The organism is Aeromonas sp. 604176 (assembly GCF_049170755.1).
Taxonomy (GTDB): domain Bacteria; phylum Pseudomonadota; class Gammaproteobacteria; order Enterobacterales; family Aeromonadaceae; genus Aeromonas; species Aeromonas veronii_A.
In genome coordinates this window covers 1-15,718 of sequence record NZ_JAAKNE010000015.1, presented here as the reverse complement: position 1 = coordinate 15,718, position 15,718 = coordinate 1, and the positions used below count along the sequence as shown (strand labels likewise).

Below are 15,718 nucleotides of genomic sequence, written 5' to 3'. Positions count from 1 at the left end.
TTATCTGAAACACATAGGGGGCTCAATCATTATCTGCCAAGAGTATGAGCAGGTATGCAAAAATGGCGCCATTTGACCATTTTCCACACAAGTATCAGTACAAAGAAGCAGCAGGCCAGACCCACCATAGGCTGAGCCCGGTTCCCGCGGCAGCGAGCAGGATCAGCCCACCCCAACACACTGGCCACGGTTTGTCACGTAACGCCCACTCCAGCAGCGGCAGCAACCAGACCGGCAGCAACACCACCAGCGGCACCTCCACATATTGCCAGGCCAGCATCTGGACGAAGGCGAGGGCCAGCGCCAGACCGGCTGGGGCTACCTTGGTGCCAACAAAGGTGGCAAGCAGGGCACGAAAACCGGCGAAAGTGGCCAGCGCACCGGCCAGCTGGGCAATCAGCAGACTGCCATCGATGCCGATCACCAGTGCCAACCAGATAAAGCCGAGGGCAAACCCGAGCCCTTCGCGGCTGTCACAGCGCAAGGAGCTCCAGCCAAACCAGAGGATGGCGGGCAGTAGCGCCAGCCAGATCCCGGGTTCGCTCGCCAGTACCGAGGCCAATCCCTGCCACCACACCAGCGCACTGAACACCGCAAAGAGCAGCAGTGAACCGCGCAGATCGTTCACCTGAGCCGCAATGGCGGGCACCAGCAGGGTCAGCGGCAGCCACTGCCACGCCTTGGCCGGAATACCATAGAGACCGCCGAGCAATGAGCCCACCAGCCAGAGCGCCAGCGCGCCCCACAGATAACCCAGTCGCGGCCAGCGCCACGATAGCAAAGCGGCTCCCAGAGGAGCCGCCAGGGTTTGCAGCAGAAGTTCCGCGCCCATTACTTGCGCACGCCTTCGACAAACAGGTTGATGTTCATCTCGTCCGGAATGCCGGGCAGCATGTAGCTCACGCCAAAGTCACTGCGCTTGATGGTGGTGGAGGCGTTGAAGCCGCTGCGGTAGCCGCCCCAGGGATCCTTGCCCTCACCGATCTTGACCAGATCGAAAGCCACTTCCTTGGAGACGCCGTGCAGAGTCAGGATCCCTTTCAGCACGCCTTTATCCTTGGTGCCCTCGTAAGCGGAGCTGACGAAGGTCATCTTGGGATACTGCTTCACGTCGAGGAAATCCGGACTGCGCAGGTGCTTGTCGCGGGCCTCGTGGTTGGAATCGACGCTGGCGGCATCCACTTCAAAGCTCGCCTTGGCGGCCGCCGGGTTGGCGTCATCCATGCTGAAGGTGCCGCTGAAGGTGTTGAAGCGACCCACCAGCTCGGAGAAGCCCAGGTGACCCACCTTGAACTGCACTGTGGTGTGCGCCGCATCCACATCGTAATCCGCCGCCATCAGAGGGGTAGCCATAAACAGGCAGGAGGCCAGCAGAGCCTTGGTCATTTTCATCCGTTCGTTCCTTCATCTTGGGGTTCACATCAGTGGTTAAAATGCTAACCTCGTTCTGAAGATGAATAATCAGTGATTTATTAAATTCATTATTTACTGAGGATGGAAAATGGACCAGATCGCCGCCATGCGTACCTTTATCAAGGTGGTGGAGTGCCAGAGCTTTACCAAGGCCGCCAACCAGCTCGGCATCTCGGTCGCCATGGCCTCCAAGCTAATGCAGCAGCTGGAGGAGTCCCTCGCCACCCGGCTGCTGTCGCGCACCACCCGTCAGGTCAATCCCACCGAAGCGGGCCAGTTCTACTACCAGCGCTCCCTCGCCCTGCTGGCGGAGTTGGAAGAGACCCACAGCCAGCTGACTCACCACAACCAGCAGCCGAACGGCACCCTCAAGCTCTCGGTGCCGATGGATTTTGGCTATCTGCACCTCTCCCCCGCCCTGCCGCTGTTTCGCCAGCGCTTTCCCGATCTCAAGCTCGATATCGAGTACAGTGACCGGCGGGTAGCGCTGGTGGAAGAGGGATTCGATCTGGCGCTGCGGATCGGCCACCTCAGCGACTCCTCGCTGGTGGCGCGCCAGCTTGCCACCATTCGGGTCGAGCTTTGCGCCAGCCCCGCCTATCTAGCGCGCAAGGGCAGACCGGAAAAACCCGAGGATCTCAAGCAGCACGACTGTCTGATCTACACCCTGACCCAGCCGGAGTGGCACTTCAAACGGGGAAACGAGCAGCAGAGCATCCGGCCACAGGGGCCGCTGCGGGCCAACAACGGGGTGGCGCTGACCCGCGCCGCTTGTGATGATCAGGGCATCATATTGCAGCCCACCTTTATCGTGGGGGAGGCCCTGCGGTCAGGACAGCTGGTCAGCCTGCTGCCGGAGTGGGACAAGGGAGAGGTGGGACTTTATGCGGTCTATCCGCACCGCCGCTTCGTCTCGGCCAAGGTGCGCTGCTTTATCGAGTTCGTGCAGGAGCGCTATCTCGCCCCGCAACAGTGGGATGCGACGACCTGATGGCCAGAGCAGAGGGTACGGCCTGCTGGTCCAGCTTGAAACCTAACGCTGGTCGGGTGCGGTGGTGGATGCGGCAACAGGGGTGAGCTTGGCTAGCAGACGCTCCTGCTCGAGGCTTAACTGCCAGCGTGGCAGACGGGTGCGGATCACCGACAACTGCGGCTCACTGAGGGCATAGGGGAGCGCCACTTCAATCTCGGGGCAGTCAAACATGGCGGCCAGCTGCAGGATCAAAATGAGGTTTGCCTCGTCGGTCTTGTGCTTGTTGACCCGTTTGCGGATCTCGTGGCGCAGCTGGGTTTCGGGGTCCTGGGTCATCGCCTGCCAGCCGAAACCGAACAACGGCACCAGCGCGCTGACAATCCCCAGCGCCGTCATCGGCTGCTTGGGGGGATGATAGAGTGCGTTGAGATCCAGCCGAACAGGATTCTGACGAACCTCACCTTCACCAAATAAAATCGTTTTCGTCATTGGATTACCCGTTATATTCCACTAGACTGCGCCGCATATTTTACCCCGATATGCCAACGAGGTGCTGATGCTAAGCGATATCGAGATCTCCCGCCAGTCCCCCCGTCTCTCAATCCACGCGCTGGCCGAACGCCTCGCCATCCCCCAGCACCTGCTCAGCCCTCATGGCCACTACAAAGGCAAGCTCAGCCTCGACCTGCTCAAGTCTCAGCCCAAGCAGAGCGGCAAGCTGGTACTAGTGAGCGCCATCACCCCGACCCCGCTCGGTGAAGGGAAAACGGTGACTACCCTTGGCCTCTCCATGGGGCTCAACCATATCGGCCAGCCCAGCATCGCCACTATCCGCCAGCCGAGCCTCGGGCCGGTATTCGGGGTCAAGGGGGGCGCTGCCGGTGGCGGCCACGCCCAGGTGGTGCCGATGGAGGAGATGAACCTCCACCTCACTGGCGATTTTCACGCCCTGACGGCGGCCCACAATCTGGCGGCAGCAGCCCTCGATGCCCGCCTGTTCCACGAACAGAAACTGGGTGCCGAGTTCACCGCCAAAACCGGCCTCCCGCGGCTCGATATCGATGCTGACAACATCCTCTGGCCACGCACCCTCGACATGAATGACCGCGCACTGCGCCACCTCACGATTGGACAGGGGGGCGCTGCCGATGGTGTGGAGCGCAGCGATCGCTTCGTAATCACCGCCGCCTCCGAGCTGATGGCCATTCTGGCGCTGGCGAGCGATCTGAAAGACCTGCGCCAGCGCATCGGCCGCATCCAGCTGGCCCGCGATATTCACGGCAAGCCCATCACTGCCGAACAGCTGGAAGTAGCGGGCGCCATGACGGTGCTGCTCAAAGATGCGCTGCAACCGACCCTGATGCAGACCACCGAGCAGACGCCGGTGCTGGTGCACGCCGGCCCCTTTGCCAACATCGCCCACGGCAACTCCTCGGTGATCGCCGATCGTATCGCCCTTGGCCTGACCGACTATGTGGTGACCGAGGCAGGTTTTGGCTCCGACATGGGGCTGGAGAAGTTCTTCAACATCAAGAGCCGCCAATCAGGTATTACCCCCGCCTGCGTGGTGCTGGTGGCCACGGTGCGCGGCCTCAAGGCCAACAGCGGCCTGCTCGATATCCGCCCGGGCCAGCCGCTGCCAGCCAGCCTGCAAGGGGAAGATCTGCCAACCCTCAAGCAGGGCTGCGCCAACCTCGCCTGGCATATCCGGAACGCCCGGCGCTACGGGGGGCCGGTGGTGGTCGCCATCAACCGCTTCCCCACCGACAGCGAGGCCGAGCTGGCGCTGCTGGCCCATGAAGCGCAGCAAGCCGGTGCCTGTGGCGCGGCCATCTCCAACGCCTTCACCCAGGGTGGCGCCGGTGCCAGCGAGCTGGCCCGCGCCGTGGTCGCCGCCTGCGAGCAACCCAGCAAGGTGAAACTGCTCTACCCCGATGAGATGAGCCTAGACGGCAAACTGGTGACCCTGGTGGAGTGCGGCTACGGTGGCCGCGGAGTGCAGCTCTCCGACAAAGCGCGCCAGCAGCTGGCACAGCTCTCCGCCGAAGGATGGGATCACTTGCCTATCTGCGTGGCCAAGACGCCGCTCTCCATCAGCCACGACCTAGCCCTCAAAGGGGTGCCGACCGATTTCGAGGTGCCTATCGACGAGGTGAAGCTCTGCGCCGGTGCCGGGTTCGTCTATGCGCTGGCGGGCCCCATCATGACCATGCCGGGGCTGGGCAGTCTGCCTGCCTATCGCCATATCGATATCGATGAGAACGGCGAGATAGTCGGCCTGAGCTGAGCCCTTCCACAACGCCAGAAACAACAAGGCCCCGCCAATTGCGGGGCCTTCTGTTATCCATGCATCAACCCTTAGAGGGTGAAGCGCTGGGTCATATGGTGCAGGGTGTTGGCCAGCTTGCTCAGCTCGACGCAAGCCTGGGCGATCTGATGAGCGCCCTGGGCATTCTCGTCAGCGGCATTGTGAATGTTGACGATGCTGCGGTTGAGCTCTTCGGTCACCGCGTTCTGCTCTTCGGTGGCGGTGGCGATCAGGGTGTTCATGTCGGTGATGCGCACCACGGCACCATTGATGGTCTCGATACTGGTACCGGCATCCCGCGCCAGACCGACGCTCTCCTGCATCTGGTGACGACTCAGCTGCATGGCGTTGCCCGCCTCGGCGGCGCGGCTCTGCAAGAGCTCGATCATCTTGCTGATCTCGGCGGTGGAGTCCTGGGTACGCTGGGCCAATGAACGCACTTCATCCGCAACGACCGCAAAACCACGACCCTGCTCACCGGCACGGGCCGCTTCGATGGCTGCGTTAAGGGCCAGCAGGTTGGTCTGACCGGCGATATCGCGGATCACATCCAGCACCACGCTGATGTTGGCGCTGTCGGCCTCCAGCTGCTGCACCACTGTGCCCGCCTGTTCAATCTTGACCGACACCTCTTCGATGCTGGCAATGGAGCTGCGTACCACTTCGCTGCCGGCAGCGGAGGTGCGGGAGGCATCCTTGGCGGCGCTCATGGCATCCGTGGTGTTGCGGGCCACTTCATTGACGGTGGACTGCATCTCGTTCATGGCGGTCGCCACCTGGGAGACTTCGTTCTGCTGGATGGCCATGCCGCTGGCTGACTGGCTGGAGATGGCGCTCACCTCCTCCACTGCGCTGCTGAGTTGGCTCACGGAGCCGGCGATCTCGCTCACCAGCTCGGAGAGGGAGCCCTGCATCCGGTTGATGGCAGAACCCAGCTGACCCAGTTCATCGCGGTTGAAGCGGCTGTCACGGATCCACTGCTGCAGTTCGCCCTGACCCAGATCGCCATTGGCAATACGCTGGGCCTGACGGGCCAGCATGATCAGCGGGTCGCGGATCTGGCGGGTCAGTACCACGGAGAGCACCACCACAAGGATCAAACCGATCACCAGCGCGATGGTGACACTCAGATTGGCGGATTGATAAGAGTCGACAATATCGCTGCGGGATTCAGACGCATAACCATGGTTAATCTGGATAAGGGAGGCCACTGACTTGCTCAGCGCGGTGTAAAGGGGAACCCCCTCCTCAAGGAAGATGCGTTGGGCTTCGGCAAGCTGATCGCTGTCTTGCAGCTGTTTGACTCGCTGGTGCAGGGCGACGTAACGATCCCAGTCAGATTTCACCGTATCGAAGGTACGGCGCTCCGCCACATCCTCAGGCCAGATCGTCTTGTCATGGGCAATCAGCTGCTGCGCGATCGAGTTAAGCTGTTGACTGGCAATACTCCGATATTCAGCCCTTTTCAGCGGCTCGGCAGCCACCACGAAATAACCCAGCTCATAACGACGCAACTCACCGAGAGAATCCCCGATCGCACTTGTGCGATTGACCGCAGGCAGGATGCTGTCGGTAAACCGGATGGCAACATCATTCATGTTGCCAAACTGGACAAGGGAAAAACCGCCGATAAAGGCGACCATCAAACCGAGCACGGCAAAGCCGGCGGTGAGTTTTTTACCTATGGTCATGGTACTGGTATTCATGGGATATCCTGGTGGTCGTTAAATTCGTAGCACTCGTCCGGTTCACGCCCTCCTGACATGAACTATCTGGCCACCTGTTCAGTGGCGCACCATCTAACCTTGATGAATATCTCTGAATTCCATGAGCGGCAGCGAGAGCCGTGAGGGGGCGCTAGAGTAACCGGATTGTGACGGTTCGGAAAGAGTCTGTCCGGTTACTTTTTGTAAGGTGAAAACGAGGGATTTATCGTACTCGATTAAATATACCGCTCAGATGAATAAATCGAAAAAATGCATAACGTTTGCATAAGGCAAGCCGCGCGGGTCAAGCCGTTGCAGGCCGCCACTCTCATCCGGAACCAATGAAAAACGCCAGCAATAGCTGCTGGCGTCTCGTTTATTCAGCGTGGCGGTTACAAAACAACCGCCATCTTATCCACGCAGGCCACCGAGAAATTCGGCCCGGGTATCGGGCTGGGTCTTGAACACACCGCCGAGGGAGGTGGTGGTGGTATAGGAAGTGGAGTCCATCACGCCGCGCGCCTTGACGCAGTAGTGGGTCGCCTTGATGCTGATGGCCACGTCCTTGGTACCGAGCAGGGTCTGCAGCGCCAGCAGGATCTGCTGGGTGAGCCGCTCCTGCACCTGGGGACGGCGAGCGAAAAACTGCACGATGCGGTTGATCTTCGACAGGCCAATCACCTTGCCCCGAGGGATATAGGCCACATGGGCCATGCCGTCGATGGTGACGAAGTGGTGTTCGCAGGTGCTGGTGAGGCTGATATCCCGCACCATGATCATCTCGTCCACCTGCATCTTGTTCTCGATCACCGTCACCTTGGGGAAGGTGGAATAGTCGAGGCCTGAGAAGATCTCGTTGACGTACATCTTGGCGATGCGATGCGGCGTTTCGGCCAGACTGTCATCGGTCAGATCCAGCCCCAGTGTCTCCATGATGGAGCGCATATGGCCTTCGATCTTCTCCCGCTTCTGCTGGCTGTTCAGCTCGTTGGTGACCAGGGGGGTTTCCAGTCCCTGGGCTTCGAGGGCAGCCCTGACCAGCAAGGCTTCCGGACTTAAGGTTGTCATTATCTTCTCTCCCACGCTCAGGGACTGTGAGGGCCGCTCAAGGAGCAACCCCTTATGTTATGGCGGCGTACAGGGCCGACGGTATCGCTGTAATGGTCGCCACACGAGATGTAACGGCCATCTGTTATGGCGGCATAGTAAACGGCCATTGCCGCCAAGATTCAAGTCAACTTGTGCGTCACCTCATACTTTATGGCCATCTCACCCCGTTTCAGCGCCGATTACCCCGAGATTCCCTTGAGATAACCTGCCCATCCCCGGGGATTTTTGTGATAATCCCGCCTTCAATCATAGAAAGAGGTCATGACGATGGGATTTGATACCAGCGGACTACTCCCCTTAAGCGATGCCCTGCAAGGGATGCTGGAACAACTCGCCTGCTGCTGCGACAGCGAGCAGCAGCCCCTGCCAGAGGCCCTTGGCCGGGTTCTTGCCAGCGACATCGCCTCTCCCCTCGCCGTGCCCCCCTTCGACAACTCCGCCATGGACGGTTACGCCGTGCGGTTGGCCGATCTCGCCGCTGGCATCCCGCTCATCATGGCGGGCAAAGCCTTTGCCGGTCAGCCCTATCAGGGCGAATGGCCCGCCGGCCACTGCGTGCGGATCATGACCGGCGCCCCGGTACCCGCAGGCACCGATGCGGTGGTGATGCAGGAAGAAACGCAGGCCGACGGCGATCGGATCACTTTTCTGGCACAACCCGAACCGGGCCAGAATATCCGCCGCGCCGGCAGCGATATCGGCAAAGGCGCCTGCGTGCTGCCAGCCGGTACTCGCCTCACCCCGCGCGAAATGCCACTGCTGGCCTCCCTCGGCGTGGCTACCGTCACGGTGCGCCGACCGCTGAAAGTAGCTATCTTCAGCACCGGCGACGAGCTCAAGCCGGTTGGTACCCCGCTCGCCCACGGCGATATCTATGACTCCAACCGCTACGGCGTGCGGGCCATGCTGGCGCGCATGGGCTGCGACTGCCTCGACCTTGGCATCATCCCGGATGAGCCCGCCCAACTGCGCGCCGCCTTTATCCGCGCCGATGAAGAGGCCGATGTGCTCATCACTACCGGCGGCGTCTCGGTGGGGGAAGCGGACTTCACCAAACAACTGCTGGACGAGCTCGGCGAGATTGGCTTCTGGAAGCTGGCCATCAAGCCGGGCAAGCCGTTTGCCTTTGGCCGTCTGCCCCGCGCCTGGTTCTTCGGCCTGCCGGGCAACCCCGTCTCCGCCATGGTCACCTTCGATCAGCTGGTGCAACCGGCGCTGGCCAAGCTGGCAGGTCAGCACTTCGAGCGCCCGCTCCAGCTGCAAGCCATTGCGGCCGAGCCACTCAAAAAGAGCCCGGGCCGACTCGACTTCCAGCGCGGCATCCTGAGTCAGGGGCCAAACGGCCTCGAGGTGCGCAGCACCGGCTCGCAAGACTCCGCCGTGTTCAGCTCCCTGTCGCGAGCCAACTGCTACATCGTTCTTGAACGGGAACGGGGCCGCGTCGCCGCGGGCGAAACGGTGACCGTGGAGCCATTCGGGGGATTGCTGCTGTGAGCGAGATCCTGAGCGACGCCGAACTGCTGCGTTACAACCGCCAGATCATCCTCAAATCCTTCGATTTCGAGGGGCAGGAGGCGCTCAAGCAAGCCAGGGTGTTAGTGATCGGCGCCGGTGGCCTTGGCTGCGCCGCCAGCCAGTATCTGGCGGTGGCCGGGGTTGGCCAGCTCACCCTGGTCGATTTCGACAAGGTGGAGCTCTCCAACCTGCAGCGTCAGGTGCTGCACAACGATGAGCGCATCGGTCACTACAAGGTGGACTCAGCAGCGCAGTCGCTTCGTGCCCTCAATCCCTGGCTCAACATCGAGACCCACGCTGCCGTGGCCGATGAGGCACTGCTCGATACCCTACTGCCACGGCATCAGCTGGTGCTCGATTGCACCGACAACCTGACCATTCGCAACCTGCTGAATCAAAAAGCACGCCAGCACAGGGTGCCGCTGGTCAGTGGCGCCGCCATCCGGCTGGAGGGCCAGCTCTGCAGCTTCACCTGGCAGGAAGATGAGCCCTGCTACGCCTGCCTCAGCGCCCTGTTTGGCGAGCAGGCCCTCACCTGCGTCGAGGCGGGCGTACTCGCCCCCGTGGTGGGATTGGTGGGTAGCCTGCAGGCACTGGAAGCCATCAAGCTACTGGCCAGCATGGGCAAGAGCTACAGCGGCCGCCTGCTGATGATCGACGGCCTGAGCGGCACTTTCCGCGAGATGAAGCTGCCCAAGCGCCCCGACTGCCCGGTCTGCTCCCATCCTTGACGCAAACGGGATCAAAAAAGCCGAACCCTGTGGTTCGGCTTTTTGGTATCTGCACCTAACAACCCCTTCTTTAATGGGTCGTGAGGATCCGTTGCAACAGGTGGTTAAAGCCCGAGGGGTCTTCAGCGGGCCAAGCGTGGTGGCCGTTGGGGGTGTGGATGGTGGCGTTGGGCAAGGCGGCAAACTGCTCTACCCGTTTGGCCAGCGGCAGGTAGTCGTGACTGGTGGAGATGATGGCCACCGGCTGCCAGATTGAGCCGAGCCGGGCGCGCACCGACCAGCCGGGTAACGCCTCCAGCAGCGCCTTGTAGGTTTTCTTTTTATTGCGCACGAAACGCAGCCGGAAGGTGTGGCGCACCTGAGCCAGCTCCGGGCCGGGAAAAAGCTCGCGCCCCAGCCACCAGGCGAGCGGCCGCATGCCAAACCAGCGCAGCCACTTGAGGCGCTGGGCGTAACGCTCCTGCTCTTTGGGGGTCTCCAGCAGAAACTCACTAAAACCGTTGACCAGCACCAGCCCCTGCACCTTGTGGGGCAGTTGCAGCGCCAGCTCCAGCGCGACCATGGCCCCCAGCGACAATCCCACCACCCAGGCGGGTTCTGGCTGTGCATCGAGCCAGTTCACCACATCGGCTGCCAGGGTCGCCACATCGAACGGCCCCTCCTGCATGCTCTGGCCGTGGCCGCGCAAGTCCAGCGCCACCACCCGGTAGTGCTCGGAAAACCGTTCGATCTGCGCCTGCCAGTCGAGGCTGGAGGAGCCCAGCCCATGCAGCAGCAACAGCAAGGGGCCCTCCCCCGCACTGCGCAGGGCAAGACCGTTGAATTTCATCACCTGATTGCGGCGCATCAGTGTATTGCCTCTCGACTCATCACCTGAACCATCTCTTGTTGTTATGTTGCCCGTGGCCATCCTGCCACGTTATCAGCACGGCGCCCCATCAGCCTTCGCTGACCAGACTCACCGCCTTGATGTAAGCGTAGATCTGCTGCTCCGGCACCAGCGCCAGCCGCCTGGCGGAGCGGCTGGTGATCCGGGCCAGCAGTATCTGCTCACCCAGCGCCAACTGCAACAGGGTCTGGCCGGGGCGCACCTCGCGCACCGCCAGCAGACGGGTGACGAGACAGTTGGAAAGGCTGGAGTGCTCGATGGGGGCGGTGGCGATCACCACATCGCGCCCGGCCACCTTGATCTGCAAGGGGCCGCTCTCGTCCGGCACATGGGTCATGGTGACCCGCAGTTGCTGCTCACCAAGCTGCAGGGTCGCCATCTGCTCCTCTTCATCGTAGTGAGAGAGGGTCGCCGCCAGCATCACCCCGGCATCGTCGCGACTGGCGAGCGAGAGATCGGTGCGGGCGAAAATCTCCCTCGGCCTGCCTTGCGCCTCTACCCTGCCACCTTCCAGCAGCACCAGCTGATCGCAGAGCAAACTCACCTCCTCCATAGCGTGGCTGACGAAGATCATCGGGATGCCGCTCTCCTGCTGCAACCCCTTGAGCACATGGGCCTGATGGATGCGGCTGCGCCGATCGAGCGCCGAGAAAGGCTCATCGAGCAGCAGCAGATCAGGCTCGGCCAGCAGCGCCCGCCCCAGCGATACCCGCTGGCGTTGACCGCCAGAAAGCGCATGGGCAGGCTGCCCCAGCAGATCGGCAAAACCGAGTCGCGCCGCCAGCGCTTCGGGCTGCCAGCGCCCTCGCCCCTTGCGGGCCGCCAGTTGCAGATTGCCGAGCACCGTCAGATGGGGGAAGAGGCGCGAGTCCTGAAACACCAATCCGATCCGGCGCGCTTCGGGCAGAAGTTGAGCATACTCCCGATCGCGCCACCGCAAGCGATCCCCACTTCGGCGATCGAGTCCGACGATGATGCGCAGCAGTGTGCTCTTGCCGCAGCCGGAGGGGCCGAACAGGCCGAGGATCCCCCCCAGCTCGAGGGTCAGTGCGCAATCGAGGGTAAAGGAGCCAAACTCGCGCCGAACATAGAGGTTCAGGGCATGGCGGTGCGGCTCGTTCACTGGCGGCATAGTGGCGGGCTGGTTCATCCAAACACTCTCCGCTGTCTACGCTGCAGCACACCATAGACCAGCACCAGCATCACCAGCGAGAAGGCCATCAAACCGCCCGCCAGATAGTGGGCTTGTCGGTAATCCATCGCCTCCACATGATCAAACAGGGCGATGGAGAGTACCTGGGTCTCACCCGGGATATTGCCGCCAATCATCAGCACTACGCCAAACTCCCCCAGGGTGTGGGCAAAGCCGAGGGCCGCCGCCATCACGAAGCTGGGCAGGGTCATCGGCAAGATGATGTGGAAGAAGCGTTCCAGCGGGCCTAGCCCCAGGGTAGCGGCGGCCTCCAATTCCTTGTTGCCCATGTTGACGAAGGCGGAGGTGAGCGGCTGCACCACAAACGGCAGCGAATAGAGGATGGAGGCAAACAGCAGGCCGGGAAAGCTGAAGGCAAGGGGGGCACCAAAAGTGTCGCGCCACCAGGCGCCGAAGCCATATTCGGGGGAGAAGGCGAGCAGCAGATAAAAACCCAGCACAGTGGGGGGCAGCACCAGCGGCAGCGCCACCAGCGCCTCCACCAGCGGCCGCAGGCGGTTCTGACTGCGCGACAGCCACCAGGCCAGCGGCGGTGCCAGCAACAGCAAAATCGCTGTGGTGCAGGCCGCAAGCTTCAGGGTGAGCCAGACCGCCAGCAGATCCCCTTCACTCATTGCCGACCTCCCGATTGATAAATGCCCCCAACAGCATGGTATCTATCCTTATTGCAAAGAGTGGCCGACCCGAAGGCCGACCACTCAGGGTATCACATCAGGCCCATCCCCTTATTGGGGCAGGGCATAACCAGCTGCCTTGATCTGCGCCTGACCCGGCCCCTTGAGCCAGGCGACCAGTGCCTCGACCGCACTCCCTTTCTTCAATACCAGCCCCTGCTGTTCGATGGGGGGATAGAAGTCAGCCGGTACGGCCCAGGCTTCACCGGTCTTGTCCGCTTCCACCAGATTGGCCCAGGCGACAAAGCCCAGTTCGGCATTGCCGGTGTCGACAAATTGCCAGGTCTGGCCGATGTTGGCGCCGGTCAGCAGCCGGTACTGCTTGGGATCGATTTTGAGATGGGTGAGGGTCGCCATGGCGGCAGCACCATAGGGAGCTGTGCGGGCATTGGCGATGGCGAGGTTGCCCTTCCAATTGCGCAGGGTCGCCTCGTCAGGGGCTGGCCCCCCCTTCTTCCACACCCCCAGCTGGCCGATGGCGTAGGTGAAGCGATCGCTCCCCTTGCCCTCTTTTTCCAGCTTCTCGGGGGTCGCCGCATCGGCGGAGAGGAAGAGATCGAACGGTGCGCCGTGACTGATCTGGGTGTAGAGCACCCCGGTGGCGGCAGACGAGATGGCCAGGGTGTGGCCGGTCTTGGCGGTGAACGCCTTACCGATACGCTCGATGGTTCCCTTGAAGTTGGCGGCCACGGCCACTTTCACTTCATCGGCCTGCACGACACCGGTATGCAAGGTGGCGGCGCAGACACCGGCGATGACAACAGATAACAACGGTTTCATTCCCTTTCTCCTGATGGGGCCCGCACATCCGCGCCCCTTGGCGGGGCCGTGGTTCCCGTTGAACCTGCGCCCCTCGTGATGAACAGGTCAGGCTTGCCAGCGGGCAGCGGCGGCGTTGTCGCTCTCCTTGGCCTCGACCCAGCGTTGCACACCCTCGGCGGTCAGCTCTTTTTTCCAGAACGGCGCCCGGGTTTTCAAGAAATCCATGATGAAGTGACAGGCGTCAAAGGCGGCGTCGCGGTGGGCACTGCTCACCGCCACCAGCACGATCTGATCGCCAAGCCACAACTCGCCGATACGATGAATGAGGGTACACTCCTGCAGCGGCCAGCGGCGACGGGCCTCCTGCACGATATCGGCCAGCGCCTTCTCGGTCATGCCGGGGTAGTGCTCGAGGGCCAACCCCTTCACCTCCTCCCCCTGATTGAAGTCGCGAACCTTGCCAACGAAGGTGACGATGGCGCCACTGTCGGGGCGGGTGGCGAGACGGGCATATTCGTCCGCCAGCGAGAAATCCTCCCGCTGGACCATAATGCGATCGGTCATGGTTGCCTCGCTCATCCTTAACCTCCGGTCACCGGCGGGAAGAAGGCCACCTCATCGCCATCATTGATGGGGGTATCGAGGGGCACCAAGGTCTGATTGACCGCGACCAAGAGCTTGCCTGCTTCCAGCGCCAGCGCCCACTTGTCGCCACGCTCACAGAGCGCCGCGCGCAGTTGTTCGGCGGTGGCGTAGTCGCACGGCAGGCTCAGCTCATCGCAGGCCACCAGCTCTCTTACTTGCGCAAAAAACAGTACCTTGATCATGCTTGCTCCCCGCTATTTGACCCCAGCTGAAAATGGCCGGACTTGCCGCCCTTTTTCTCTACCAGCCGCACCTGTTCGATCACCATGTCCTTTTGTACCGCCTTGCACATGTCGTAGATGGTCAGCGCCGCTACCGACGCTGCGGTCAGTGCCTCCATCTCGACACCAGTCTTGCCGGAGAGTTTGCAGAGGGTGCGGATATGCACCTTTTGCTGCTCGGGCAGCGGCACTATCTCCACCTCAACTCGGGTCAGGGCCAGCGGATGGCAGAGGGGGATGAGATCGGAGGTCTTCTTGGCGGCCATGATACCGGCGATGCGGGCGGTGGCGAACACGTCCCCCTTGTGGTGCTGGCCGCTCAGGATCAGCGCCAGGGTCTCGGGGGCCATGGCAACAAACGCTTCGGCACGGGCTTCACGCTCGGTCACCTGCTTGTCGGTCACATCCACCATATGGGCTTCGCCGCTCTGGTTCAGATGCGTCAGGTTGGGCTGGGTCTGCTTGGGATCGGTCTGGTTCATCGTTTGCTCTCAGAGGTGGGAGACAAAGTTGCACGGCTTGGTGCGGGCATCGAGCTGATCGCGGATCAGTTGCTCCCAACCCAGCCGACAGGCGCCGGTGGAGCCCGGCAGACAGCAGATCAGGGTGCGATTGGCGAGTCCCGCCAGTGCACGGCTCTGCATGGCGGAGCCTTTAATCTCGGCAAAAGAGAGTTGACGGAACATCTCGCCAAAACCCTGTACGGTGCGCTCGAACAGCACACCGACCGCTTCCGGTACCCGGTTCTGTTCATTGAAGCCGGTACCGCCGTTAATCAGCACCACCTGCACCCCCTCATCGGCGATCCACTCGCTCACCCGCGCGCGGATGCGAAACAGGTTGTCCGGGCAGAGCGCCCGATCGGCCAGCTGATGGCCCGCGTCGGTAAGGGCCGAGACCAGATAGTCGCCCGAGCTGTCATCGGCGGCGGTGCGGCTGTCGGAGACCGTCAACACGGCGATCTTGAGGGGAATAAATGCGTTGTGTTTCTGTCCCATCGGGCAGCTCCTTGTGGCTATGGGCCGTCAACGAGGCAGGAAGAGAAGGGGTATGAGAGGCCAGCTGTCAGGGCGCAAAAACGGACGCAGACAGGGGTGACCAACTTGCTCAAGCGTGTGACGGCGGGCTGATTCTATCAAAGGTTTCACGAGATATGGGATTTAAAAGACACACAAATCTGATGCTTGTCCCATATATGAACAAAACGCAGGCCGGGCAAACCCGGCCTGTCGTCGTAGGATCAGAACCCTTTCACCCCGGTCATGTCGGGCAGCTGGTGAGCTATCCCCTTGTGACAGTCGATGCAGGTACTTTCACCACTGGCCAGATTGGTAGAGTGCATCTTGGCGGCACGCTGCCCCTGCAGGGAGAAGTCCATGTACTCGAAGTTGTGGCAGTTGCGGCACTCGCGCGAATCGGTCTCTTTCATTCGTTGCCACTCCCGCTCCGCCATCTCGCGCCGGTGCGACTCGAACTTCTCACGGGTATCCACCTTGCCGGTGATCATGCCCCACAGCTCCTTGGAAGCCTGCACCTTGCGGATGATCTTGTAGGTCCA

The 15,718-nt window shown here is 61.7% G+C and carries 18 protein-coding genes; 4 read left to right on the top strand and 14 right to left on the bottom strand.

The window, feature by feature from the left end:
• Positions 1-94: 94 nt before the first annotated feature.
• Both G5358_RS04465 and G5358_RS04460 read right to left on the bottom strand, forming a co-directional pair.
• Entirely contained in the window at positions 95-832 is a 738-nt protein-coding gene (locus tag G5358_RS04465; RefSeq protein WP_421323691.1) for a hypothetical protein, read from the bottom strand.
• A complete protein-coding gene (locus tag G5358_RS04460; protein WP_245133292.1) occupies positions 832-1,392 on the bottom strand; it encodes a YceI family protein in 561 nt (186 codons plus the stop codon). Before G5358_RS04460 ends, G5358_RS04465 begins: the two co-directional genes overlap by 1 nt.
• Before the next feature lie 109 nt (positions 1,393-1,501).
• On the opposite strand from G5358_RS04460, the gene G5358_RS04455 reads away from it, so the two are divergent.
• Positions 1,502-2,404: a LysR family transcriptional regulator gene (locus G5358_RS04455; protein ID WP_421205844.1), complete on the top strand. Its 903-nt coding sequence runs from the start codon at positions 1,502-1,504 to the stop codon at positions 2,402-2,404.
• A 42-nt stretch (positions 2,405-2,446) separates the two neighbouring features.
• On the opposite strand, the gene G5358_RS04450 is transcribed toward G5358_RS04455, so the two are convergent.
• Positions 2,447-2,875 carry a hypothetical protein gene (locus G5358_RS04450; RefSeq protein ID WP_106842653.1) on the bottom strand — a complete coding sequence of 143 codons (429 nt, stop codon included), beginning with the start codon at positions 2,873-2,875 and terminating at the stop codon, positions 2,447-2,449.
• 67 nt (positions 2,876-2,942) lie between these two features.
• Here G5358_RS04450 and G5358_RS04445 point away from each other — a divergent pair, with 67 nt between their 5' ends.
• Positions 2,943-4,673, top strand: a complete 1,731-nt coding sequence (locus tag G5358_RS04445) for a formate--tetrahydrofolate ligase (RefSeq protein WP_421323690.1) — start codon at positions 2,943-2,945, stop codon at positions 4,671-4,673.
• Positions 4,674-4,744: 71 nt separating this feature from the next.
• Here G5358_RS04445 and G5358_RS04440 read toward each other — a convergent pair whose 3' ends face one another.
• Positions 4,745-6,400: a methyl-accepting chemotaxis protein gene (locus G5358_RS04440; protein WP_236319253.1), complete on the bottom strand. Its 1,656-nt coding sequence runs from the start codon at positions 6,398-6,400 to the stop codon at positions 4,745-4,747.
• A gap of 411 nt (positions 6,401-6,811) precedes the next feature.
• Positions 6,812-7,468 (bottom strand): GTP cyclohydrolase I FolE, encoded by a 657-nt coding sequence (gene folE, locus G5358_RS04435; protein ID WP_005334419.1) that lies wholly within the window; start codon positions 7,466-7,468, stop codon positions 6,812-6,814.
• Between the two features lie 309 nt (positions 7,469-7,777).
• Between folE and moeA the strand changes: the two genes are divergently transcribed.
• Both moeA and moeB read left to right on the top strand, forming a co-directional pair.
• A complete protein-coding gene (gene moeA / locus G5358_RS04430) occupies positions 7,778-9,004 on the top strand; it encodes a molybdopterin molybdotransferase MoeA (protein ID WP_322112721.1) in 1,227 nt (408 codons plus the stop codon).
• Positions 9,001-9,756, top strand: a complete 756-nt coding sequence (moeB, locus tag G5358_RS04425; protein WP_337072682.1) for a molybdopterin-synthase adenylyltransferase MoeB — start codon at positions 9,001-9,003, stop codon at positions 9,754-9,756. Before moeA ends, moeB begins: the two co-directional genes overlap by 4 nt.
• A gap of 70 nt (positions 9,757-9,826) precedes the next feature.
• Here moeB and G5358_RS04420 read toward each other — a convergent pair whose 3' ends face one another.
• From G5358_RS04420 to G5358_RS04380, 9 genes are all read right to left on the bottom strand, one after another.
• Positions 9,827-10,603, bottom strand: coding sequence for an alpha/beta fold hydrolase (locus tag G5358_RS04420; RefSeq protein ID WP_421323689.1), 777 nt, complete (start codon positions 10,601-10,603; stop codon positions 9,827-9,829).
• 91 nt (positions 10,604-10,694) lie between these two features.
• Positions 10,695-11,795: a molybdenum ABC transporter ATP-binding protein gene (modC, locus tag G5358_RS04415; RefSeq protein ID WP_421244095.1), complete on the bottom strand. Its 1,101-nt coding sequence runs from the start codon at positions 11,793-11,795 to the stop codon at positions 10,695-10,697.
• Positions 11,792-12,472: a molybdate ABC transporter permease subunit gene (modB, locus tag G5358_RS04410; protein WP_005344133.1), complete on the bottom strand. Its 681-nt coding sequence runs from the start codon at positions 12,470-12,472 to the stop codon at positions 11,792-11,794. The genes modC and modB overlap by 4 nt, the downstream gene beginning before the upstream one ends.
• Positions 12,473-12,583: 111 nt before the next feature.
• Complete coding sequence (modA, locus tag G5358_RS04405) at positions 12,584-13,312, bottom strand: molybdate ABC transporter substrate-binding protein (protein WP_216951733.1); 729 nt, start codon at positions 13,310-13,312, stop codon at positions 12,584-12,586.
• An 87-nt stretch (positions 13,313-13,399) separates the two neighbouring features.
• The gene (gene moaE, locus G5358_RS04400; protein ID WP_139407100.1) at positions 13,400-13,873 is read right to left on the bottom strand and encodes a molybdopterin synthase catalytic subunit MoaE; all 474 of its coding nucleotides are present in this window, start codon (positions 13,871-13,873) and stop codon (positions 13,400-13,402) included.
• 2 nt (positions 13,874-13,875) lie between these two features.
• The gene (gene moaD / locus G5358_RS04395) at positions 13,876-14,121 is read right to left on the bottom strand and encodes a molybdopterin synthase sulfur carrier subunit (protein WP_005353453.1); all 246 of its coding nucleotides are present in this window, start codon (positions 14,119-14,121) and stop codon (positions 13,876-13,878) included.
• The gene (gene moaC, locus G5358_RS04390) at positions 14,118-14,642 is read right to left on the bottom strand and encodes a cyclic pyranopterin monophosphate synthase MoaC (protein WP_144715204.1); all 525 of its coding nucleotides are present in this window, start codon (positions 14,640-14,642) and stop codon (positions 14,118-14,120) included. The genes moaD and moaC overlap by 4 nt, the downstream gene beginning before the upstream one ends.
• Before the next feature lie 9 nt (positions 14,643-14,651).
• Positions 14,652-15,158: a molybdenum cofactor biosynthesis protein B gene (gene moaB, locus G5358_RS04385; protein WP_120415734.1), complete on the bottom strand. Its 507-nt coding sequence runs from the start codon at positions 15,156-15,158 to the stop codon at positions 14,652-14,654.
• A gap of 242 nt (positions 15,159-15,400) precedes the next feature.
• Positions 15,401-15,718 (bottom strand): NapC/NirT family cytochrome c (locus tag G5358_RS04380; protein ID WP_421323688.1); only part of this gene is annotated, 318 nt, incomplete at its 5' end.